Source organism: Lactococcus sp. FSL W8-0209 (assembly GCF_038006585.1).
Lineage (GTDB): Bacteria > Bacillota > Bacilli > Lactobacillales > Streptococcaceae > Lactococcus > Lactococcus lactis.
In genome coordinates, this window is sequence record NZ_JBBOVN010000001.1 from 1,488,539 (window position 1) to 1,512,520 (window position 23,982).

The following is a 23,982-nucleotide window of genomic DNA, read 5'->3' on the forward strand; positions in this document are numbered from 1 at the left end:
AGGTCAATCAGAAAATAATAAAAGTCCAAGTAAATTTCTTGGACTTTTTGTATTTCATTATCTTCTTTGCATTAAGTGAATTTTATCCTGTAAAAATGGTGGAATAACAATTGAGCTTTCTCGATCTTCTTTAATAATTATTGATTTATCTTCTAATATATCGATTACTTTAATAAGATGTGGAAGAGAAATTTCTAATTTTTTGAAAAAGTTTTTTCCTTCTTCTTCTATTGCAGTAACATGGTAGGTTTGCTCAACTTGTGTCTCGTCAAGAGTCAGTTCCACTTCATTTTTCAGCCAAAATGATTCTGTAGGAATTTCTGAGCCGTGAGGGTCAGCTGCTGGATAGCCCATCAGGACATACAGAGATTCAATCAACCTTGGTGATGAAGCATGTTCTAAATTTTCAGCTTCATCGTGGACTTCCTCCATTGTATACCCAACCTTTTCAAAAAGAAAAGTTTCCCAAACTCGATGACTTTTTAAAATAAATCGTGCTTCGTGCTTTCCTAATTCTGTAAGTGATACCCCGTAATAAGGTTTATGAATAACAAGTTCTTTTTTGGCTAATCGTTTAATCATTTCAGTGGCGCTTGGTGATGATACTGATAATTTTTGAGCAATGGCATTAATACTAACAGATCCATTATTTTCACTTTTTAGGCTATATATAGCCTTTAGATAGTCTTGTTCATTTTTTGATGTTTTCATTTTTTTACCTTACTTTTCTTGACTTAATTATAGCATAGACTATACCAAAGTAAAATAAAAGTGGGATAAATTATCACCACTTTTATTTTTTATTTAAAGTAATTCACCGTATTTTGCAACAAATATTTTTTTAAATATAGTGACAAGCATCATATACATCACTACAGTTAAAATTAGCCATGGGAAAAAGTTAATTGGTAAAGCCATTAAACCAATTGAATGTCCAAAGCTTGTGAATGGAATGATTGTGAGTCCAATGATTCCCATGAAAGTTAAGATTGTTAGTGGAGCCGAAGCACGACTTTGTAGAAATGGAATTTTAGGAGTACGAATCATATGGATAACCAAGGTTTGAGTCCACATTGATTCAACAAACCAACCAGTATGGAAGAGCGCGATAAATCCAATATAAGCTGCACTTCCAGGAACAAGAGAGCTAAATGGTCCAAATGTTGCTGGACAAATCACAAAGAACATTAGAAGATAAGTTGTAATATCGAATACGGAACTTGTTGGTCCAATCCATAACATGAATTTACTTACAGAACTTGCATCCCATTTTCTTGGAACAACTAAATATTCTTCATCGACATTATCCCAAGGAATAGCGGTACAAGAGAAATCATAGATTAAATTAAGTAAGAGAATATGAATAGATAGCATTGGGATAAATGGTAAAAATGCACTAGCGATTAGAACTGAGAACATATTACCAAAGTTAGAACTTGCTGTCATTTTTATATACTTAATCATGTTAGCATAGGTTTTTCTTCCTTCAATAATTCCTTTTTCAAGAACCATTAAATCTTTTTCTAACAAAATTACATCAGCTGACTCTTTGGCAATATCTACAGCACTATCTACTGAAATTCCAACGTCAGATGATTTCATTGCTGCTGCGTCATTAATACCATCTCCCATATAGCCGACACTATTTCCTGAATTTCTAAGTGTTGTTACTATTCTGGCTTTTTGTTGAGGTGATAACTTAGCAAAAACAGAAGCTTCCTTGGCAACCTTTGCCAGTTCATTATCATCTAATTGGTCGATACCAGAACCTAAAATAGTTTTATCAACTGGAAGTCCTACTTGTTTGCAAACTGAACGAGTAACTTTATCGTTATCACCAGTCAAGATTTTAACTGATACTCCATATTTATTGAGTGCTTTGATTGCTTTTGCTGTAGATTCTTTAGGTGGATCAAGAAAGGCAAGATAACCCATTAACACCATTTCAGACTCATCTTGAACCGAAAATGTATCTACTGGTGAAGGATTTGTTTTTTGAGCGACTAAAATCACGCGCATTCCTTCTTCGTTAAGTTCATCAACTTTTTTCAGAATGTATGCTCTGAGTTCAGGAGTTAAATGAACAACATTTCCCTTATCTTCGACTAAAGTACAGATGTCTAACATTTCTTCAGCTGCACCTTTAGTAATCATTTGCGTTTTTGAAGTCGCTCCATTAGTATTGCTTTTTACTACAACACTCATCCGACGTCTTTCAAAATCAAAAGGAATTTCATCAACTTTTGTATATTTACTACTTAGACCACCCAGTTCAGGATTTTTATCTTGCTTGGCTTCAGCTCCTTCGATAATTGCCAAATCCATTAAATTCTTTAAACCAGTTTGGTAGTAACTATTCAAAAATCCATGTCTTAATACTCGAATATTTTCTTGCCCATGAATATCTAAATGACGCATTAATACTACTTTATCTTGTGTTAATGTTCCAGTTTTATCAGTACAGAGAATATTCATTGAACCTAGATTTTGAATAGAGTTTAGGTTCTTGATGATTGTTTTTTCTTTTGACATTGTGACTGCACCTTTTGCTAGGCAAGTTGTCACAATCATTGGTAACATTTCTGGTGTTAAACCAACAGCAACTGCTAAAGCAAATAGTGCGGCTTCCATCCAATCACCTTTAGTGAAACCATTGATCAACAAGACAAATGGAACCATAACTAACATAAAGCGAATAAGGACCCATGAAACTGAGTTAACGCCTTTTTCAAAAGTTGTTTGAGTTGAGTCTTCGGTTACACTTTTTGCCATTTCACCAAAAATGGTCGTATCACCAGTAGCAATTACAATTCCATAAGCACTACCAGAAATGACATTTGAACCCATGAAGGCTAGGTTTACTGATTCTGTGATTGAATCATCTTTTTCATCAGTAGCTAAATCTAGTTTTTCTACTGGTTCGCTTTCACCAGTTAAAGAGGCTTGGCTGATAAACAAGTCTTTTGCTTGAATAATCCTAAGATCTGCTGGAACCATGTCTCCAGCTGATAGATGGATAATATCGCCTACGAGAACTTCTTCAATAGGAATCTCTTGACTTCCTGATTCTAATCTATGAACGTTTGTCGTCGTTGTAATCATTTTTAAGAGATTCTCAGCAGCATTTCCACTTCTTGTCTCTTGAACGAAACGCAGAATTCCTGAGATTAAAACCATTGTAGTAATGATAATGAGTCCTTGTGGATTTTTCTCACCAGGAGCTGCTAAGATAATATCCGTAAAAGCTGAAACTAATGCTAAGACAAACAATATAATGGTAAAAGGATTTATGAACGCTTGATAAAGCCGTTTAATAAGTGAAGTTTTTTTACCACGCGTAATCGTATTATCTCCATATTGTTCACGAGAGATTTCTACTTGTTCTTCACTTAATCCTTTATTTGATGTTTTAAATTTTTGAAATAGCTCCTCTTTTGTAGAAGTTTTTGCAAATTCTAATCTTGCATTTATTTCATTGTTATCTACAAATGTTGTAGCTCTTTTTGTGTTTTCGAGTGTTTTTCTAATTTTTTTCATTGGTCTGTACCTCATATTCTATAATATTTTTGTGTGTACAGTCCCAAACGTTAGACACTTTAAAGAAGGTGATAAAAACGGAAAATTGCTCTTATCACGTTAATTATCTGCGGCCATCAGGCTCGGGACTATTAATGGTCTGGGATTCCATTTCCGTTTTTCACCTCCTTTTTTAAATACAAAAAACCTTGCCTACAAAACTTGAACGCAGGCAAGGGAATAATTCCAAAAAAAGATATCACTATTATAGAGCGAATCAGTTACAAGCTATCGTTCAAGCTTTAGCTCCGCAGGGCGATGTTGTTGCACTATTTCACGCCTTGTTTTTCGACGTGAACTGTTGGCCCTCTCATCGTGTCTCCACGACTCTGCGGCAGCAACCCGTATCCCTGCGGTAGCCTCACCTACCGACGGCTATGCTTATGGCATAACCAAAATAATTATAACTGTTCTTTCTATTTTTGTCAATCTTTTTTTATTATTTAATTTATGATAGACTCTGTTGCACCATTCATTGCCCAATCTTTTGATAAAAATAACGAATTATCAATATGATAGTTGACCTTACTTGGTGTCTTCATGAATTTTTCAATCGCTTTGTCTGTAGCTAGCCAACCTTTAGTACCAAAGTGGACAGTATCACCAGAGGCATAAGGTGTGTTATACATATCTGTTAAGTCAGCAATTTGATAAAATCCTTGGCTGCGCAATTGTGTTTTAATTTTAGAGCTGAAGTTTTCGAGTGTTGCTTTTGACACTCCAGTGTAAGATGACCATGAGCCATTTACTGGTTGAATAACAAATAAAACATCATTATTATTTTTGGCAAACACATTTAAAAGCTGTTGAAAATCCTGATACTCTGGACTTTCTAAATAGGTAACATGCTTTTTAAAATTTTCAAGATGTTTGTATTTAGATTTTATTTTCCTATCCCAAACTTGGTTATTGATTTGGAAAGGATTGTTATTTGAACTATCTTTTCCTTGGTCAACTGCCAATTTTTCTAAGTTTTCAGAGGTTGGATCATTGGGTAATTCTTTAGCAAACTTATTAATTTTTGGTGTAAGTCCAAGAGGTTGTGCTGTGAATTGTGAAACACTTGAGAAGAGTAAATCTTCTTTTCGCCAAAATTGAAGATTGGTCGCCACAGTCATTTTTTGTAGAGTGGTCAGTGGTTTTTTATCTGCTAGACGTTCTAGAGAATTATAAATCGTCTCTTCAGATTTAAGCGATCTAAATCTTAATAAATGTTTTGCAAGTTGGGTGGTGGTATTTGCTTTAGGGTCTGCTTCTTTTAACCAACCGTAAATCTCACCTTTGGATACAAAGTTTTTCAATTCACTTTCAACAATTCCTTGTTTTGAAAACCATTGTGGACTAATGACAAAAACAATTTTACGATTTTTTAACTCATTTGCCACAGAGTTCATATAGAAAAAGTGGGTTAAAGTAGTCGTTCCTGGTTGTCCTACTAAGAATGGCGTAAAACCAGAATTGTATTTTTTGAAATAGGCACTTGGGTGAAAAGAATCCACATGTTCCATTTCTGATGAACCAAGAACTGGTAAAAACTCGGGGTCTGAATAGGCTTGTTTTTTAATTGAATAGCCTGTAAAGCTTGGAGTATTTAGGGGTGATTGAGCAAATTTAACAAGTTGGTCTTTTGAGTATTTCATTCCAACATTTATTGGGAGAAATATCAGTAAGCCAACAAGGGCTAAAGCTGCAATTAATGGGCCAATGGCTCTAAAAATTTTAATTTTCATCCTTTTTTTCCTGAACGCGTGCTGCTATTTTATTTGCTGTATTCCAATCTTCACGGTCCATTTCTGATGGTGGAAGACTGATATCAAAAGCGCCTTCTAATTCAACAATGAGCATGATGGCTCTCATTGAATCAAGAATTCCTTCTTCAAATAAATCCATGTCTAAGTCTTCACGGAATTCGTCTGTGCCTGATACGGTTTCGATAATATCAAAAATTTGTTCTTTCATTTTTGTTTCTCCTAATGTTTTTTTATGATATGCCTAACCACTTTTAGAAGTTAGGAAGTGGGAAATGTGGATCTATGCAGTGCATAATGATGTGATTTGGTATTCCTGAGAAAATAAGGAAACTGATAAATACTAGATTAAATGTAATGAAAATACTTATAGCACTTGTCCATTTATTATCTGGAATTTTCCAGTTTTTACGTTTCTTCAGACGTTTCCATGCGTCATACCCAATCATTAACATAGCGTGGTAGAAACCATAAAGGATGTAATACCAAGTTAAACCATGCCAGAATCCCATGAGTAACATATTTGCGAGGTAACCAATATTTGAGATGGTTACCATATTTTTCGACCATTTTTTAACCATGAATGTTTTCACTAATCTCATGAATACAAAGTCACGGAACCAAAAGCTCAAGGTCATGTGCCATCTTTGCCAAAAATCATGAATATTTTTTGCTAAGAAGGGTTTGTTAAAGTTATGTGGGAGGTCATATCCCATTAAATTGCTGACACCAATGGCAAAGAGCGAGTAGCCAGCAAAATCAAAGAATAGATAGAGTCCGTAAGCATACATTGATGATGAAACATTCAAGAAGCTTGGGTGTATCGTTGCAGAGATTGCAATGCCATGTAGCCAATATTGGTCAATCAAGTATCCGATGATGAATTTATAAAGGAAACCTTGGAAAATTCTAAAGACTCCTTTATTTAATAAATCAAGGTATTTCTCAGTGACAACTGGCGCTTTTAGTTCTTTAACAAAACGTCGGAAGCGGTCAATTGGTCCTGATGAAATCGTTGGATAGAAATAGAGAAAATATAGAAATTCTTTAAGAGGAACGGCTTTAATAAGTCCGTCTCGTATTTCCATAATCATGGCTACTGTCTTAAAACTGATGTAAGAGATTCCTAAGAATCCAAGAATTGAACCTGGTCCAGGTCCTGGATTGAACAGAGGATGCACTTTGACAATCACTAATGGCAAAATAGAGAGCAGAATGATGAGGTAGAAAACGAAACTCTGATTCTTGTTTTGTTTTACTCGATACCACTCATAGAATTTTACAATGATAGTCTGGAAGACTCCGAAGCCGATTAATGCCCAAATTGTCACTGTTCCTGAAAATGTCAGCCAAAGAAAAGCGATGGTCAATAGGACTTGATACCACATGAGTTTTTTACCCAGAAGCTGGGCAATAACGATAGGAATTAAAGCAAGTCCTAAAATCACGAAGTAAAAGGGTGTTGAATAGGGTTGCACTAGTTGTCACCTCGCTCTTTTTGGGCGAGTACCTTGCGGTCAACTTTGCCATTTTGATTCAATGGGAACTTTTTAAGATAAACAAACTTAGTTGGCATCATGTAATCCATAATTGTTTTTGAAAGTTCAGCTTTGAGTTCTTTTGTGAAGGCGCGTTCGGCTGCACGGTCTTCAAATTTTTTTTCTGTTTCTAAATAAGCGATTAATGCGGTGACTTTATGCTGGTCATTCGTTTTCGGTAAGACTACTGCTTTTTCAATCTCTTTTAAGTTTTGAATATTGGCTTCAATATCTTGAAGTTCAATACGGAATCCGTTAAATTTAACTTGAAAATCAATTCGTCCTTGGTAACGAAGCATTCCGTCAGCGGAAATTGAACCGGCATCTCCTGTATGATAAGCGGGTTTTCCGTCGACTGTGAAAAAGGCTTGCTCAGTTTTTTCTGGATTTTCAAAATAACCTTTGGCTACCGAATCACCAACAATGATGATTTCCTTATCCATAATTTTTAAGTCAACACCTGGTTTGGCAAAACCAATTGGGACACGATCATTTTCTGTCAGTAATTCTTTCGTAATTTTCACTGACGAAATGGCTCCTGTTGCTTCTGTTGGACCATAGGTATTATATATATTTGCTGACGGAAAAGCTGTCAGTAATTTTTCTGCTGTTTTCTTTGTTAATTCTTCACCGCAGAAAATAAATTGAACTAATTGAGGGTGTTCTTTCTCAGTGAACGAAGGGTCCAATAAGCAAATATCAACAAATGATGGTGTTGAAATCCAAGTATTAATGACCGTTTTGTTCAAACGCTCAAAGAGTAATTTGAAGTTGGTTGTTTCGTCACGTGAGAGTGAAATTAATGTTCCGCCAGTTGTAAGACTTGGATACAAGCTGAAAATTGATAAATCAAAGCTGTAAAGGGCTTGTGACAAGATCTGATTATTTTCAATTTTCATAAAATCATTGTTCATCCAATTGGTGAAAGTCACAAGATTATCATGACTGACTTCAACACCTTTTGGTACTCCTGTTGTTCCAGAAGTATAAATAATATAATTGCTGTCATTTCCAGAAACAGCTTTCGAAAAATCAAGTGCTGGAAGTTTGTCAGTCAAAATCTGGTCAGTAAGTTCAAGAGAAATTCTGTCAGTAAAAAGTGCTTCAAAATCTGCTGACAACTCAACTGTTGTGAGTACCGCCGCTGGTTTTGCTGCTGATTTAATCATTTCTGTCCGCTCAAATGGTGTGTGAGCATCAACAGGAATATAAGCGTGACCAGTTAAATTTGTCGCAAGCATGGCTGCTAAAGTGATAAAATCGTTTTTACCGAAAATCAAGATTGGGCGCTGATTCAAATTGCGTTCATTGATTTGTTCTGAGATATGTGAAACCGCGGCAAATAATTGACGGTAAGTAAATTTCTGCTCACGCTCGGCAAGTACGATAAGGTCTGGTTCATTTTTTGCAATTTCAAAAATTTGTTCTAATAATTTCATAATTAATTCCTTCAATAATTCTCTCTAAAATTCGTTATAGATAAAGTGCGCTCCGCCAGTATGACTGTAGGAATAAAGATAGAGCAGAATTAAAATAATTATAAAGTAAAATACTGTTTTAGCCAAAAATAGACGAATTTCTTTTTTCTTGTCCATTGGAACTCCTTTTAAATATAAATCAATAAGAGGTTTTAGAATACTCAGTTAATCTCATATCATTTATGACTCTGATTATAACATTTATTAAAGAAAAAAAACTTACATTTGTGTAAGTTTAATTTATATAATAAAAAGAAAACGGAATCATTTTGTTTTGTTGTATTTTTAAGGGTACAACATCTTTTTCATCTAATATTTTGCTTAATTTTTTGAACCATATTTTTGTAATTTTTGGATTCTGTCAGCAAAGAAATTACCGCAACTCCACCCTGACCAATTTTTGAAAGCTCTGTCAGTGAATTTTCAGTAATTCCACCAATTCCAACAGTTGGTAATTGATTATGCTCAAGCATTTTTCTTAAATGGTCAATCCCAATTGGTTCTGCTGCGTCGGACTTGCTATTTGTTGGATAAATTGGACCAATTCCCAAATAGTCAGCCCCACTCTTTTGAGCGCTTTCTAATTCCATATCATTACTGACAGAAAGTCCTACCCACATTTCTTGGCCAATCAGCTCGCGAATTTTACTGACAGAATCATCGTCTTGTCCGACATGAATCCCGTCAGCTGACAATTCACATGCCAATTCAACATCATCATTCACAATAAAAGAAACAACCGCTTTCTGAGCTACTTCTTGTAGTCTTTTTGCTACTTCTAATCGTTGATTTTTATTTTTATAAATTGTACCCTTATCACGAAATTGATAAACCGTTACTCCACTTTTTATGATTACAGAAATTTTATCGACTGCATCATCAATTGAAAGTTTTGGAAAATCTTGTGGGCCAGCAATAAAATACGCCCTCAGGTCTAAAATTTTATTTTTCATTAATTGTCACCCAATGGTTTAACGGTCCATGACCGTGACCAACATTAATTGTTTGTGAAATAGCTTCAGTAATAAACAATTTAGCTTTTGGCATCACTTCTTTTAAATCTTCTCCTAAAGCTAAATGAGCTGTAATATAAGAAGAAAGTGTATCTCCGGTTCCGTGTGTTCTTTCTGTCAGTAATCTTTTAGAGTCATAAGTACTAACAGAACCATCTGTCATCAATAAATAATCTCTGACCAGTTCTCCATTGCCATGTCCCCCTTTAATCAGCACATTTTTAGCACCTAACTTTTGAATATCATGAAGGGCTTTTAAAATTTCCTTTTCGTCAGTAATTTTATAGCCACACATAACCTCTGCCTCTTCCAAATTGGGAGTGACCAATTCTGCTAAAGGTAACAATTCATTTTTTATCAAATCAATGGCTTCTCTTGTCAAAAGAATTGCCCCGCCTTTAGCCACCATTACCGGATCAACCAGCAAATGCTTCGGTTTATATTTTTTCAAGCCTTGAATTACCGCTTCAACTTGAGCAGTATCAAAAAGTGCCCCCGTTTTAGCTGCCGAAATTTCCAAATCAGAAAATACAGAGTCAAATTGAGCCAAAATAAAAGCTTTATTTGTCGGTAAAATTTCTTGTACCCCATAGGTATTTTGCGCTGTCAACCCTGTCACAATCGTTGCCGAATATACTTTTTGATTATGAAAAGTTTTCAGGTCAGCATTAATACCAGCCCCACCAGAAGAATCAATTCCAGCGATTGTCACAACTTGAGAAACATCAATCATTTCTTTTTCTCCCTTATATAACCTCTTGCGTCGCTTGATAAATTTTATCAAGAAGACGATTCACAAAATTTCCTGGTAGATTTTCTACTTGCTCAGTAGCTTGCACACCAGATTCACCGAAGAATTCTGTCGCTTCATGAGCCGCCTTAAATAAATCATCAGATACAGCCGCAAAAGTTCCAACAATTGCTGACAGCATGTCCCCACAGCCAACATTAATTTTAAAAAGTGGACTATCAGTTTCAACAAATAATTCCTCAAACCCATTAGAAATAACATCAACTTTTCCAGTTTGAATAATGACTGCCCCTGTTTTTTGAGCAGCAACTCGCGCGTGCTCAACTTCTAAATTTGACTCAAGTGCATCAATTCCTTTGTTCAAGCTTTCTTTATCAGCAAACCAAGCAATTTCCGCTGAATTCCCACGAATGATATCAAATTTCACCTCTTGTATTAATCTTTTGACAAAATTTGCTCTAAAAGGGACATTGACAGCAACTGGGTCCAAAATTAAAGGTTTGTGCTTTTGATTTGCTAACTGACAAATAGTCAAAAAAAGCGGATAATCCTTTTCTGAAATGGTTCCAATATTAACCACTACAGCATCTGCAATTTCAACTAAAGTTTCACTTTCTGAAATTTCCGCAGTCATTAATGGTGAACCACCAGCAAAACTAATCGCATCCGCAACTCTTTGTGGAGTTACAAAATTCGCTAAATTTAAGATAAGTGGTTGTTTTTCTTGAATCTTTTCTAAAATTGACATCAAAAAACTCCTTTATTAACACAAGGAGGGCTCTAGTATGATAAGAAAGTAAGCTAAAAGATTTTCATAAAGAAAATACAATTAAAACTCGGACACATTCTTACGCAGGTCTTAACCTGTTCAAGTCTGATGGTCTTTCTCAACCGGTAATTTTAGTTTTACCAGTACCCATTGTGTGATTGATTTATTTTTAAAACTACAACTACTTTAACATATATAAACTAAAAAAACTAATTTCGCAAATCTACAAAAGAAAAAACCTAGCCCAAAAGGCAGGTTTTTCTTATTTTTTATGCTCATCAATATGAGGGTCAACACTTTCTTCTTGCCGATTAGTTTTTACCCAATCATTTTTAGAGTTGAAATATCGAATGGCTGACTGCGGATAAATTTGAGTTAAAATAAGTAGAAATTTCGTCAGATTAACAGTATCTTTCACTACATCCCACACCCTTGTTTTTTCTTGAGATTTTCCTTTGTTATAAAGAATAGCCCATACAAAATTCACAAAGATAATATAAATTGACATCACGATAAAAAGCAAAACAACAATTTTAAGTGATTGAGTAATCCCTGATAGGATAGCAGAATTAACAATCATAATCAGTGTATAAATTACAATAATATATTCAATTCCCATTAGCCAAGGTTTCAGTAAGGTCATCAATAATTCAAACTTCTGTTTATTCTGCAATTTTTTTGACCGAATCGTCGGCAAAATATTTTGAAGATTGAATATTTCCCTGTGCCCACCGCACTCGTTGTTTAACCAAAGCCTCATTATCATTGATAATCCCTGTTTGTTCAATGTAAATATCATCGAATTGAGCATTTTTAACTTCAATATCTGACAGAAAGAGACGAGTTGATAAATCAAAATCTTCAACAAGTGAATCTGTCCAAGGGTCTTCATTCAATGCCTGAAGAGTACTTAATTTACAGAACTGTCCATTTCCACCAAAAGCAACTGTATTGGTCAAAGTCCGAAACATCTGTGTCGCATTGATAATTTCAGAAAATTCCAAGTCTTGTGAAGCATCTTTAAGCAAATTGGTAACACGAACCTTGGATTGCAAACCAGTAAGCTTTGCATCATGATTGAAAGCCATATTTACTTTTTCAAAATAATTGTTATCAAGTTTTGTATCGGCATCAATTATCGCAATAAGAACATCCTCCGGAGCAATTCCAGCTTCTTGAATTTGCTCACTAATTTGATAATAAGCCCAATTCAAAGCCGTCCCTTTTCCTTTTTGCGCATTAGGTTTAATACGTCTTAGAACATTCAATCGAGAATCTTGAATTTCAGAAATTTTTTCTAAGCTCCGATCATCACTTGCATCATCAATAACAGTTACTACCAAATTCTCATAATTATTTTTCAAAATACTTTTCAAAGTCGTTTGAATAACCAATTCTTCATTCAAACACGGAATCAAAACGTAAATATGAAATTGTTTTTTTATTTTCTCATCTTTGAAATCTAATGCCGTTATCTTTTGTCTTTTATTATATGAATACCACAAAATAACGGCTTCTACCGTAAAGTAAAGAAATACGAAAACTGAAAAAATAAAGAAAATATAATTGATACGGTCAAAAATATCAAAAACCAAATAGCTTTGTTTCCAATAATGATATCTTACAATATATAAATAGAGGAAAGGCAAGCTTGAACCAATATATAGTAAGATCTTCGTTCTTGGTCTGATAAATTTTTTCAAACCTGTATAGATTGTCAAAAGCATAATCACAACAACTTCAAAAATTTGTAGCGCAAAATAACTATTGAAAATTTTGTTATTAAAATGAATAAAATTAGTTGGTGGATTAAGAAGGAAAAGATAAGCATAAACTCCTAGAACAACCAGTATTAATACATAAATTGGTTTTAATGACAGTATCTTTTTCTTTGATTTTTCTCCTTTATATCCAATAACTAAAGCAAAAGCAATAATTGGTAGGACGAATTGAGAAAATACAGTCAATCCTTCTATCCAATGTGCCAAAAAGACATTATAATTAAGCTCAATGCTATTAAAGAAACCTTCTTGTGCAAAATTAAAGGTAATATTTACTTGAGTTCCTGAATAAACGATTAATGCAACGATGTAGACAACTAAGAGCACATAAACCGTATATTTGATAATCTTTCCTAATTGTTTGGCATCAATCCCACTAAATTTACAAAAACTCAAATACATGATTGGCATAAATGGTACGATCAGATACCTGATATCCATATTACTGACAATCGAGAAATCAAACCCCTCATGTTCAACCAAGAATTTAATAATGAATTGAATCGTTATAATTGGCAATGTAACGAACCACAAAGAAGCAATCAATGTTGCCAATTTATAAATTAACCTCTTCTTTGTTGAAACATAATAAGCTAAAGCACAACAAAGTAAAATGAAGATAGCAATTAAAAATCGGAAGGAAAATAACTGTGGAACAGCATGTTCCCCACCTATGAGGTAAGTCAAGGAGACGATTAAGCGATTGGAACCATACATCTGGAAACCAAAGACACCGAGAATACTCAAATTTCTAACTGAATTCGGAATTTTTTCGCTATCCGTAATGATAAAAAATGAGCTAAGCATCAAAGGAGCCACAAAAAAAGAATGGTAAAGAATTTTTCTCTAGAAGTAAAATTTGATAAGCGGAAAATAAACTCAAAATTAAAAAGGAAGATAAAAATGAGACAGACAGACTGGAAAGACTTTAAATTAATTTTTTTATTTTTCATTTAGAATATTAATAATCTGTAAGGAAGTCGTTCCATCACCATAAGGATTCTTACTTCCTGACATCCTTTCATATTTAGTCTTGTCTGTCAGTAAAGTCCGAGTCTCATTAACAATATTTTCTTTTGAAGTCCCAACAAGCTTTAAAGTACCAGCCAGAACACCTTCGGGTCTTTCAGTTGTATCACGTAAAACAAGTACTGGAATTCCTAAGAAAGCCGCTTCTTCTTGAATTCCACCAGAGTCAGTTAAAATCAATTCGGCATGACGCATCACATTATGAAAGTTAATTGTATCCAGCGGGTCAATGATTTTAATATTACTATGTTCCAGTAATTTTTGCGCTTTTTCACGAATGATTGGATTCATATGAATTGGATAAATGATTTTATGTGTTTCTTTAAATTCATCAGCAATCTCTGCAATTCCATCAAAAATTTCTTCTAAATCACTCAAATTTTCACGACGGTGAGCTGTCACTAAAATCATTTTCTTGTCAGCTTGCCATGATAAAGCTTCATTTGTATAATCATCCTTTAAAGTATACTGAAACATATCTATAGCACTGTTTCCAACTACAAAAACCTGATTTTTTGGCTTTCCTTCTTTTAAAAGATTTTCTTTCGTCATTTCCGTTGGTGTAAAATGATAATCAGCCATCAAACCAACAATTTGACGATTCATTTCTTCAGGAAATGGTGAAAATTTATTGTAAGTTCGCAAACCTGCTTCAATATGTGCCAACTTTATCTGATTAAAATAAGCAACCAAACTTCCAGACAAAGTAGCTGCAGTATCACCATGAACTAAGATGATATCTGGTTGTTCCTTTTTAATAATTGGGTCAAGACCGCTGATTGATCCTGCCACAATTTCTGATAAACCAGAATATTTTTCCATGATTTTTAAATCGTAATCAACTTCCACAGAAAATTCATCTAAAAGTTCATTGAGCATTTCTTTGTGCTGCCCTGTGTTAATCAGTACAATTGGATTCCCTTGCCTTTTCGCCTCCTGGATTACTGGATAAACTTTAATAAATTCTGGCCTAGTCCCAAATATAAAAAGTAACTTTTTCATCTCTACCTCACCATCTATTTTTAAAAATATACTTTTTGCTTCATCTAGAATTATTCCTGTTGTAGTTTATTTCCTATTTTACATCTATTCTAATAGATATTGGTTTCAAGAGCAAATATATTGCATAGAATAGGATTAAATTTGGAATTTATTAGCCTATTAATCTATTAATAAAATACATAAATTAATTAATTTTGTAATTATTACCTGACAATTATTGATTATATCTGACAAAATAAATTTTCATTAGCACTTTATTAATCTTTTGTAGATAGTCATTGTCAAAAAAAAGAGATAAATTCTCCTTCTTTAAAATATATTCAATTGAAATTTTGTGAATTTTGATTTATTTTTAAGTCTGAAAAGACAAGATATTCTTTAATCTCTAAACAATTATTGAAATTAACAGTAAGCTCTTCACATTAAAGATACACAAATCATTATCGTTTATAATAAAAATATTATAAAATAAGATTATAATTATAAATCAAGCTTTTACTTTTTAATTTTTGAATGATGAGAAAGGAGTCTCCTATGAATCCAAACAAGCAATCAACAACTTTTAACTATTATTTTAACATCACTGATAAAATGAAAAACTTTATTAAAAATAGTGGCACTAGTCCATCTGTCAAGTTTGAAAATAGACAAGATTATCAGCCTATTTTTGATAATAAGCGACAAGTCGGATTGACAATCAGTTCAGACGCTAGTCAAACAGAACATGAAATTGCTGATTTTTCGCTCACTCTGCCTGGTTACCACTTTGAAGGTTGGAAAATTGTTCGCGATAGTCATTATGTGATCCCGCATAATATCTCCCGCGAGCAAGCTGCACTCTACGCTGGTGAAAATTCTGCCTTGCACAAAACAGGAATAAGCCCCGATTTCCTTTGGACTGTAGGTGATTATCTTCAAAATGTTGGTAAAGAATATGATTTATATGCCCAGTGGACTCCTTTAGAATACGAAATTCGCTATTCTTCTCGTACAATAAACAAGGTCGAACTCTCTTGGACCCACCCCTCAGATGTACGAACAGTTGAAAAAAATTTCATTCCCTATCTAAAACCCGAGTTGCGTGGCTACGAGTTTGCCGGTTGGACAAGCATCGTCGATTCAACTGAACAAACAATTTTTGAACCATATACGATTATTCCTGCTGGTATTGGGCCAGTTAAACTAATTGCTCTATTTGAAGAAGTATTTTGAAAATTTGAGACTCAGAGATAGCAAAAAAAATACTACCAAGAAAAGACTTGGTAGTATTTTTAATAGAAAATCGATAATATTCAATTTTCTTTTTAAACAAGAATAAAATTCTTATTTAAGTGTGATTGAAGCACCAGCTGCTTCAAGTTTTTCTTTGATTTCGTTAGCTTCTGATTCAGAAAGACCTTCTTTAATCATTGTTGGTGCACCATCAACGAGTTCTTTAGCTTCTTTAAGTCCAAGACCAGTGATTCCACGTACTTCTTTGATTACTGCAACTTTTTTGTCGCCAGCTGCTGTCAATTCAACGTCGAATGAATCTTTAGCTGCTGCTGCATCACCAGCACCTGCTGCTGCTGCAACTGGAGCTGCTGCTGTTACGTCAAATTTTTCTTCGATTGCTTTTACAAGTTCAGAAAGTTCAAGGATTGTTGCGTTTTCAAGTTCAGCAACGATGTTTTCAATGTTCAATGCCATTTTAATATTCTCCTATTAATTTTTTAGTTTGTTGCGTAAATCCGCCGATATAAGTAATGTTGCTTATAATTAAGCAGCTGATTCTTCTTTTTCTGCAACAGCTTTGACTGCAAGAGCCACGTTGCGGACAGGTGCTTGAAGCACTGAAAGAAGCATAGAAAGAAGTCCATCGCGGCTTGGAAGAGACGCAATAGCTTGGATTTCTTCTTTAGAAGAAACTTTACCTTCGATAACACCAGCTTTGATTTCAAGATTTTCAGCATCTTTTGCAAAGTCAGCCAAAACTTTTGCTGGTGCTACAACATCTTCATTAGAAAATGCTACTGCTGATGGGCCAGTGAATGCTTCTGACAAACCTTCAAGACCAGCTTTTTCAGCTGCACGACGCAAAACTGAATTTTTAACGACTTTGAATTCAACGCCTGCTTCACGAAGTTGTTTACGAAGTTGAGTATCTTGATCAACTGACAAACCACGTGAATCTGCAACAACGATAGATGCTGCTTCAGTCATTTTTTGTGCGTAAACATCAACCAATTCTGCTTTCTTAGCAATTGTTGCTTCATTTACTTTGTAATCGCTCATTTTTTTACCTCCATTTTATTTTGGTTGTAGAAATAAAAAATCTCTACACACAAAAGACATAGAGAGTTCAATTATCATTTTGATATTTGTCCTCGGTAGGAAGTTTATGACTTTCGTCCCCTACTGTCTTCGGTCAGTTCTTTTAGAACCGTAAATAAGTATATCAAAGTTTTTCTGAAATTGCAAGACTAAACTTATTCTTTTTTCTTTTTTATTTTAGTTCATGCAATGTTCTTTTGGTTTTTTGAAAGATGAAAAAATTTGACATTAACAATCTTTTTTTCCTTTTTTATTTTCTCTTTGCTATCATTTTCTATCAATTTCTGTGAAAGCCATAAAACTAATTCATAAGCAATTGCAAAAATTGATCCAATTCCCAGTATTGGTAAAATTTCTCTTATCCAATTCATTTTTAAGTCCTCATTTTAATCTATAATCTGTGATTCTTCAATTTCTTCAAAATTATCAACTACTGGTCCAATAATTCGGAAATTATCTTCCTGTCCTAGATAAAAATCCTTGTATTGTGGATCCGGATTGAGTGAATGAATCCTAAATTGTCCATCTTCTTCTTCAAATACTTGTTTAATATACAAACGTTCTTCGCCCAAATCTCCTTCAGCAATGGCGTAAATATCCCCACTGCGACCAAAACCCGTGTGTAAGAATGTTGCAATAGAAAAATTAGGGAATTCAGGTTCCATCGATTCCCCTTTTACTCTGGCTGCACCATCATATCGCCCAAGAGTTTCAGACGTGTAAGCTTTGTAGTGGCCTCCTGTATTGCTTTGAGATTGACCAAAACCTGCCGATAATTCTTCATCTTCAACAATGGCGTAATCTAAAGAAGAACGTCTGTAAGTTTTCAAATTAATAATCTCTGTTTTATTTTGTTCAATGAGAAAATCCGTAAAATTAATAACTGATTCTTGTTGTTCTCCTGTCAGTGAACGATAATTATCGATTAATTGTTTTTCTGCATTATTATCAGTTTCTTTGATTAATTCTTGAATAGGTAAATCATAGATATCTGCTAGTTTTTCTAGTAATTCTAACGTTGGGTTGGTTGATTTTTGTTCCCAAAGTACATAAGCATTTTGCTTCATTCCTAGCTTTTCTGCTAATTGACTTTGTGTCAATTTTGCATTTTTTCTTAATTTTTTTAAGTTCTGACCAAAATTCATAAACTCTCCCTTCCCGATTCTTTATCAATCTTTCTTATATTATATCGCTTATTTCATTTTTTGTCAATATTTTTTATCAGAAAAACTGATAAATGAAAAACCACTGCTATCAGTGGTTTTTCATAGTTCTTTTTGTAACGTTTGTATTCGATACATGTCTGCATAATAACCATTAAGTGCTAAAAGTTGGTCATGATTTCCTCGCTCAATAATTTCTCCCTTGTTCAAGACTAAAATCTGGTCAGCATCTTTAATCGTTGATAATCGGTGAGCAATGGCCATTGTCGTTCGATTTTGTCGCATATTTGTCAGACCTTCTTGAATAAGCGCTTCAGTTTCAGTATCAATATTGGCTGTTGCTTCATCTAATAAGAGAATTTTGGGATTACGTACAATTGTCCGAGCAAAGTTAATTAATTGACGTTCACCGGCCGAGAAGGCAGCTCCACCTTCAATTACTTTGGTTTCGTAACCATTTTCCAAATCTTTGATGAATTTGTCGGCTTGAACAAATCGAGCCGCTTCTTTGGCTGCTTGATCAGTAATCTGTGGATTCATCATTTTGATATTGTCAGTAACTGACGCAACAAACATAAAGGAATCTTGCAATACTAAACCAACTTTTTTCCGAAGTTCTTCTTTTGAATAACTTCTAATGTCCTGATCATCAATCAAAACTTGACCTTCTGTGAATTCATAGAAGCGCATAAAGACATTGATAATACTCGATTTTCCCGAACCTGTATGACCTACAAAAGCAAGCGTTTCTCCAGGGTTCACAATGAATGAGATGTTTTTCAAAACTTGATGTTCTCCGTCATATGAAAAACTGACATTGCGAAATTCAATTTTTCCTTCTTGAATGATTGGAAAATTGCTGACAGATTTTCTGTCATTAAATTTTTCATCAACATTTTTACTGACAGAAGTTGAAATTCCTTGTTGTGGCGCAAATTCTTTTTCTTCCATGATTGTCTTAATGCGACTAGAGGCCACCAATCCATTTGAAAAGTTTGATAAAGAATCCATCAATCCTGAAATAGGATTAAAGTAAATTTGTACATTACTGATGAAAGCATAAATTAAACCAGCCTCAACCACTGCATGTAGACTTCGATTAGAATACATCAACAAGACAACAACTATTGAGAGGGCCATCAAAAAATTAACTAAAGGGCTCAACAAAATCCCATTAATCTGAATCACTCGTTTTCGATAACCATAATATTCATCATTTGTTTTTTCAAATTCATTTCCTAGTCTGCTCTCTTGGCGAAATTGTTGAATAATTCTCATCCCAGAAATGTATTCATTTAATTTCGTATTCAATTCTGAACGCTTAGCAAGCATGGCTTGATAAACTTTTGTACTCACTTTTTGATAAATCAATACTGCCAAAATCAATAGGGGAAGAATCAACAACATCACAAGCGCAATTTGGTGGTCAATAATAAACAAAGCAATGAAGGCAATGATAATAGAAAGCAAACTTGTTAATGCATTAAACAAAGTCTGCCAGAAATCAAATAAATCAGTGTCATTTGTGATTCTGGTGATTAACCAACCCGTCGGTTTTTGGTCAAAATAGCGCATGCCTAGCTGATGAATTTTTCGATAAACTTTCTTACGAATGTATTGATTAACAAAAATCGAACCATTTTGCAGATAATTCCATTTGAAAAAGAAAGCAATTGAATTGATTATTGCTAAAATCAAATAAAGACCTGCAAAATAGAAGATAATCTGGTCAGTCGCTTTCATAGGTGTCAAATAGGAATCCATAAAAACAGACAAAACAAAAGGCATAAGTGAAGCCAGAGAAGTTGTCATCACACTAAAAACAAAAGCCCAAATAAAATACTTTTTGAAAGGTAATAAGAATTTGAAAATAAATTTAAAAACTTGCCAACTTTCTCTGACAGACATTTTGTCAGTAGATTTCTCCATTTTCTTCTCCTTCCCGATTTACTGACGAACCTGTCAGTAAATTTTCATCTTTATCAGTCGCTGCCAAATGACTTTCAATCTGTTGCATTTGCCACATTTGAGCATACCAACCTCCAGATTTAATCAAAGCTTCATGCAAGCCACGCTCAATCACTTTTCCTTCATCTAGCACGATAATTTCATTAGCTTCCATTACTGATGACAACCGGTGACTGACAACCAGCGTTGAACTTTCATGACGTAAGGCCTTCAGATTTGACAAAATTAACTGTTCAGTCTTGGCATCAACAGCTGACAGCGCATCATCTAAAATCAATATTTTAGGCTGAATAAGTAGCGCCCGCGCAATAGATAACCTTTGCTTTTGTCCACCAGAAAGTGAAACGCCACGCTCGCCGACCAAAGTATCATAACCTTCAGGAAAAGCAATAATATCCTCATGAATTCCAGCTGTTTTGGCAGCAATTTCAACTTCTTCTTGACTCGCTGACATCTTAGCAAAGCGAATATTATCTCTGACAGACATCGAAAATAGAAAATGTTCTTGCGGAACATAACCAATCGCTGGCAAATATTCATCTAATTGATAATCCATAATATCATGGTCAGCAAAAGTAATATGTCCTTTGTAATGGTCAAACTCTCTCATTAAAAGTTTAATAATCGTTGATTTTCCTGCACCTGTTCGTCCGACCAAACCTAAAACATGACCTTCTTTTAAATTAAATTGAACTTTCTCCAAATTGCGCCCTTCATTCTCATTTGGATAAGTAAAACTTTCAATATCAAAAAGGAGTTGACCTTCTTTTGGCATTTTCAAAGTACCTTCAGAAATTTTTGATTCCGCTTTTTGAGCTAATAATTTTTCTACTCGACTGTATGAAGCTCTTCCACGTTCAATAACATTAAAAAGAACACCAATAGCAAACATCGGCCAGACCAAATTTCCGATATAAGTCATAAAAGCAACCAACTGACCAATCGTTAAAACATGGTGAACAACATAGTAGCCTCCTAAAAGAATGGTTAAAGTATAAGATAAACCAACAATTAAAGTGATTAAAGGATCGTACATTGAGTCAATCCAATTGACCCTGATAAAGGCTTTATCAATATTATCTAACTTAACTTGGAAATCAGCCATATCTTGTTCTTCTTCACCAAAAGATTTGATTGCTTTCATTCCTGTAATCGATTCTTGAACTTTATCATTCATTTCAGAGAAGGTTTCTTGGGCATGTTCAAAACTCACATGAATTTTATCCCCTAAAACTTTAGATACTAGCGCGAGTAAAGGCAAAGGAAGGACAGCAATAATTGTCAAACGCCAGTCGATAAATAAGAGCATAGCAATGATTGTCATCCCGCCCGTCATTAAAGAATCTGCCCAAGTCAAAACACCAAGTCCAGCAACACTCTGTATCGCTTGTAGGTCATTTGTCGCATGAGCCATCAAATCGCCAGTCCGATTTCTCTGATAAAAAAGGGTATCCATTCTTAAAAAATGCCTAAAAAGCCGACTACGGATTATTTTTTCCAGTTTAAAGGCTTCACCCCAAATATTTGTAGACCAAAGAAAACGAAAGCCATATTCAATGAGTGCAGTAATCAATAAAATACCAGAAAAACTCAAAATTAAGGGTAAAGTCAGGTTACGCTTAACAATATGGTCAATAATTTTTCCGATAATTAAAGGCGGGATCAAGTGAGTTAAAGAAACAATAAAAAGGGCTAATAGACCAACGCCATAACCTTTTCTCTCTGCCTTAAAAAACCACCATAAATCTTTAAAAATTTTCATACAGTCTATTCCATTTTATTTTATAATATTCTAAATATTAGTATACCATAAAGAAAGCGTTTAAAACACCTTATTTGGTTGATTATTTACTTAATTTTTTAATAAATAAAAGGATTTTATATTCTACAAAATCCTTTACAATAACTCTATATAAAATTAAAGACCATACCAACTAATTTGTTCGTATCTCCACCCAATTTTGACAAGCGAGTCTCGTTCTGCACTACTCGAAGTATAAAAATGACTAATTTGTTTTCCTTTAGCATTAGGATTAAATAAACGATAAATTGCCGTATGTTTTGCGGGGTCCGAGTAAAAAGCGATTTGTTCATAACGCCAACCCGCTTTAACAAGCGAATCTTTTTCATAAGAGGACAAAGTATAAAAATGTTCACCTGAATTAGGGTTATAGAGCCGATAGACCGCATTGCCAGTTGCCGGTTGTTGAGAATTAACACCCTCATAATTCCAGCCTACTTTTGTTAAACTAATCACATCGTTCAAATTTTTAGTATAAAGATGTTCACCATTATTTGGATTGTAAACACGATAAAGGGCCGTCGCTTTCAATGCTGGCACGTTATTTTGAATCCAATTGATATTACTTGCAGTGAGTTGGACGCCGTAGTTGGGATATTGTGAAGCGAGAGAGGAAGGAACTTTGCTGTTATCCCCATTTGGATTTGGGTTCAGATACTGCGCCTCGGCAACATTAATACCAACAATATTTTTACTTGTATTAAAAACAGGGCTTCCACTTTGACCAGGATACATACTGATGTTGGAATAGCTAAATAGAGGATTACCAATTTGAGAAACATTTCCTGACATTCCCCACATTTGTTTAGGCTTGTCCCCCGGAAAACCTATCAAAGAAATCGCTTGATTTTTTGAAAGAACCGAGCTCATCCCCATCCAGCCTGTTGATAATCCTATATTTTTCGAAAGGTTAAGAATTCCTAAATCGTCTGCACCTAAAGGATAATTTATCGTTCCAAGTCTATCTTTTGCCAACCAATCTGGATTAGCAACTTCACTCGTTACAGCTGTTGCCGCATTAGAATTATAATTTCCATTTGCAAAAGCTTGATAAATTGTAGCAGATTTAATATGGCCACCTTCCGTCGCATTATATATCATGTGTCCTGCTGTTAATACAGCATTCGGTGCAATGATAACTCCACTCCCCCTATAGCGAACTCCATTTCCTCCAATTGTTTCAATATAGACTATTGTGTTATAAGGAAATTGATTGGCTGTTGAAATCAGTTTGCGTTGGTCAGGCTGGTAGACATTACTTGCCGTAGCCCCACCAGATGGAATAAATGGCACCGTATCCGCAAAAGTACTAGAAGAAATTAAAAGCAAAGTTGAAGCAAGCGTGATATGAAGTTTCTTTATTTTCATTATTCTTTTTTCCTTCATCTTAAACAGCCTTAGCTGGTCCAGTTTGTAAAGGCTCAGGTGATGTAAATGAAAAATCCTCTCCTTCATCGTGCCAACCAATTTTTTTCAAATAGTCTCTTTCATCCCAGTTAGAAGTATAGAAATGTTGACCACTATTTGGATTATAAAGTCTCTCAACCGTCGTTTCTTGGTTCCACGGTATGACCGTAGCATCATAAAATACAATTCCCTCATTCACCCATCCATAATTTTTGAGTTGAACTACTTCATTCGTATTTATTGTGTAGAGATGTTGACCGCTATTTTTACTGTACAAACGATAAACAGGAATTTTATCATAATTTTGACCGTTCATCGTATAGTATGAAGTTCCAAGGACTCCCTCATAACCCCAGCCCAAATGGACAAGATTATTTTTCTCGGTAAGTCCCATTGTATAAACATGCTCACCTGAATTTGGATTATAAAGGCGATAAACTGGGCCATTAAAGTTTGCCGTAACAGCTTTTGCCGGTGTTGCTTCTTTGATTGATAAACCCAGTCCAAGTAAAAGCGCCCCAAATAAGAGTCCGGTTTTGAAAAGTTTTTTATGTGTAATATGTGTGTTCATAACAAACACCTCCTTATCGTTAATAGCTAAAACAGTAATAGAAATACATTTGTAATTTTTTGGTTAATTCGTTA

At 34.4% G+C, this 23,982-nt stretch carries 22 protein-coding genes, 2 riboswitches and 1 other annotated feature; of the genes, 1 reads left to right on the top strand and 21 read right to left on the bottom strand.

The window, feature by feature from the left end; all coding sequences use genetic code 11:
• Positions 1-57: 57 nt before the first annotated feature.
• From MKX45_RS07335 to wecB, 13 genes are all read right to left on the bottom strand, one after another.
• A complete protein-coding gene (locus MKX45_RS07335; protein ID WP_015426483.1) occupies positions 58-711 on the bottom strand; it encodes a metal-dependent transcriptional regulator in 654 nt (217 codons plus the stop codon).
• Positions 712-804: 93 nt separating this feature from the next.
• Positions 805-3,537: a magnesium-translocating P-type ATPase gene (gene mgtA / locus MKX45_RS07340; protein ID WP_340816958.1), complete on the bottom strand. Its 2,733-nt coding sequence runs from the start codon at positions 3,535-3,537 to the stop codon at positions 805-807.
• A gap of 258 nt (positions 3,538-3,795) precedes the next feature.
• Positions 3,796-3,956, bottom strand: a riboswitch (M-box (ykoK) riboswitch).
• A gap of 63 nt (positions 3,957-4,019) precedes the next feature.
• On the bottom strand, positions 4,020-5,306 hold the full coding sequence (gene dltD / locus MKX45_RS07345) for a D-alanyl-lipoteichoic acid biosynthesis protein DltD (RefSeq protein ID WP_015426485.1): 1,287 nt from the start codon (positions 5,304-5,306) through the stop codon (positions 4,020-4,022).
• Positions 5,296-5,535, bottom strand: coding sequence for a D-alanine--poly(phosphoribitol) ligase subunit DltC (gene dltC, locus MKX45_RS07350; RefSeq protein ID WP_003130226.1), 240 nt, complete (start codon positions 5,533-5,535; stop codon positions 5,296-5,298). The genes dltD and dltC overlap by 11 nt, the downstream gene beginning before the upstream one ends.
• A gap of 43 nt (positions 5,536-5,578) precedes the next feature.
• Positions 5,579-6,802: a D-alanyl-lipoteichoic acid biosynthesis protein DltB gene (gene dltB, locus MKX45_RS07355; RefSeq protein ID WP_015426487.1), complete on the bottom strand. Its 1,224-nt coding sequence runs from the start codon at positions 6,800-6,802 to the stop codon at positions 5,579-5,581.
• Positions 6,802-8,301: a D-alanine--poly(phosphoribitol) ligase subunit DltA gene (gene dltA, locus MKX45_RS07360; RefSeq protein WP_057720615.1), complete on the bottom strand. Its 1,500-nt coding sequence runs from the start codon at positions 8,299-8,301 to the stop codon at positions 6,802-6,804. The genes dltB and dltA overlap by 1 nt, the downstream gene beginning before the upstream one ends.
• A 24-nt stretch (positions 8,302-8,325) precedes the next feature.
• Complete coding sequence (dltX, locus tag MKX45_RS07365) at positions 8,326-8,457, bottom strand: teichoic acid D-Ala incorporation-associated protein DltX (RefSeq protein WP_003130223.1); 132 nt, start codon at positions 8,455-8,457, stop codon at positions 8,326-8,328.
• Between the two features lie 188 nt (positions 8,458-8,645).
• A complete protein-coding gene (thiE, locus tag MKX45_RS07370) occupies positions 8,646-9,293 on the bottom strand; it encodes a thiamine phosphate synthase (protein ID WP_340816959.1) in 648 nt (215 codons plus the stop codon).
• Complete coding sequence (gene thiD / locus MKX45_RS07375; RefSeq protein ID WP_057720617.1) at positions 9,283-10,086, bottom strand: bifunctional hydroxymethylpyrimidine kinase/phosphomethylpyrimidine kinase; 804 nt, start codon at positions 10,084-10,086, stop codon at positions 9,283-9,285. Before thiD ends, thiE begins: the two co-directional genes overlap by 11 nt.
• A gap of 13 nt (positions 10,087-10,099) precedes the next feature.
• Positions 10,100-10,852: a hydroxyethylthiazole kinase gene (thiM, locus tag MKX45_RS07380; protein ID WP_057720618.1), complete on the bottom strand. Its 753-nt coding sequence runs from the start codon at positions 10,850-10,852 to the stop codon at positions 10,100-10,102.
• A gap of 80 nt (positions 10,853-10,932) precedes the next feature.
• Positions 10,933-11,034, bottom strand: a riboswitch (TPP riboswitch).
• Positions 11,035-11,135: 101 nt separating this feature from the next.
• Entirely contained in the window at positions 11,136-11,546 is a 411-nt protein-coding gene (locus tag MKX45_RS07385) for a hypothetical protein (protein WP_340816960.1), read from the bottom strand.
• On the bottom strand, positions 11,536-13,461 hold the full coding sequence (locus MKX45_RS07390; protein ID WP_340816961.1) for a glycosyltransferase family protein: 1,926 nt from the start codon (positions 13,459-13,461) through the stop codon (positions 11,536-11,538). Before MKX45_RS07390 ends, MKX45_RS07385 begins: the two co-directional genes overlap by 11 nt.
• 135 nt (positions 13,462-13,596) lie before the next feature.
• Positions 13,597-14,685 carry a non-hydrolyzing UDP-N-acetylglucosamine 2-epimerase gene (gene wecB, locus MKX45_RS07395; protein ID WP_057720619.1) on the bottom strand — a complete coding sequence of 363 codons (1,089 nt, stop codon included), beginning with the start codon at positions 14,683-14,685 and terminating at the stop codon, positions 13,597-13,599.
• Between the two features lie 534 nt (positions 14,686-15,219).
• On the opposite strand from wecB, the gene MKX45_RS07400 reads away from it, so the two are divergent.
• A complete protein-coding gene (locus tag MKX45_RS07400; protein ID WP_240664899.1) occupies positions 15,220-15,897 on the top strand; it encodes a hypothetical protein in 678 nt (225 codons plus the stop codon).
• A 111-nt stretch (positions 15,898-16,008) separates the two neighbouring features.
• Here MKX45_RS07400 and rplL read toward each other — a convergent pair whose 3' ends face one another.
• From rplL to MKX45_RS07440, 8 genes are all read right to left on the bottom strand, one after another.
• Positions 16,009-16,374: a 50S ribosomal protein L7/L12 gene (gene rplL / locus MKX45_RS07405; RefSeq protein ID WP_015426499.1), complete on the bottom strand. Its 366-nt coding sequence runs from the start codon at positions 16,372-16,374 to the stop codon at positions 16,009-16,011.
• Between the two features lie 69 nt (positions 16,375-16,443).
• Positions 16,444-16,959: a 50S ribosomal protein L10 gene (gene rplJ, locus MKX45_RS07410; RefSeq protein ID WP_015426500.1), complete on the bottom strand. Its 516-nt coding sequence runs from the start codon at positions 16,957-16,959 to the stop codon at positions 16,444-16,446.
• A gap of 25 nt (positions 16,960-16,984) precedes the next feature.
• Positions 16,985-17,110 (bottom strand) — a sequence feature (ribosomal protein L10 leader region).
• Positions 17,111-17,180: 70 nt separating this feature from the next.
• Positions 17,181-17,369: a hypothetical protein gene (locus MKX45_RS07415; RefSeq protein WP_003130209.1), complete on the bottom strand. Its 189-nt coding sequence runs from the start codon at positions 17,367-17,369 to the stop codon at positions 17,181-17,183.
• Positions 17,370-17,384: 15 nt separating this feature from the next.
• The gene (locus tag MKX45_RS07420; RefSeq protein WP_057720621.1) at positions 17,385-18,143 is read right to left on the bottom strand and encodes a helix-turn-helix domain-containing protein; all 759 of its coding nucleotides are present in this window, start codon (positions 18,141-18,143) and stop codon (positions 17,385-17,387) included.
• Between the two features lie 120 nt (positions 18,144-18,263).
• Positions 18,264-20,090 carry an ABC transporter ATP-binding protein gene (locus MKX45_RS07425; protein WP_057720622.1) on the bottom strand — a complete coding sequence of 609 codons (1,827 nt, stop codon included), beginning with the start codon at positions 20,088-20,090 and terminating at the stop codon, positions 18,264-18,266.
• Entirely contained in the window at positions 20,074-21,891 is a 1,818-nt protein-coding gene (locus MKX45_RS07430; protein WP_057720623.1) for an ABC transporter ATP-binding protein, read from the bottom strand. The genes MKX45_RS07425 and MKX45_RS07430 overlap by 17 nt, the downstream gene beginning before the upstream one ends.
• A 156-nt stretch (positions 21,892-22,047) precedes the next feature.
• Positions 22,048-23,298, bottom strand: coding sequence for a trypsin-like peptidase domain-containing protein (locus MKX45_RS07435; protein ID WP_340816962.1), 1,251 nt, complete (start codon positions 23,296-23,298; stop codon positions 22,048-22,050).
• 19 nt (positions 23,299-23,317) lie between these two features.
• A complete protein-coding gene (locus tag MKX45_RS07440) occupies positions 23,318-23,908 on the bottom strand; it encodes a glycoside hydrolase, family 25 (RefSeq protein WP_340816963.1) in 591 nt (196 codons plus the stop codon).
• Positions 23,909-23,982: the final 74 nt, after the last annotated feature.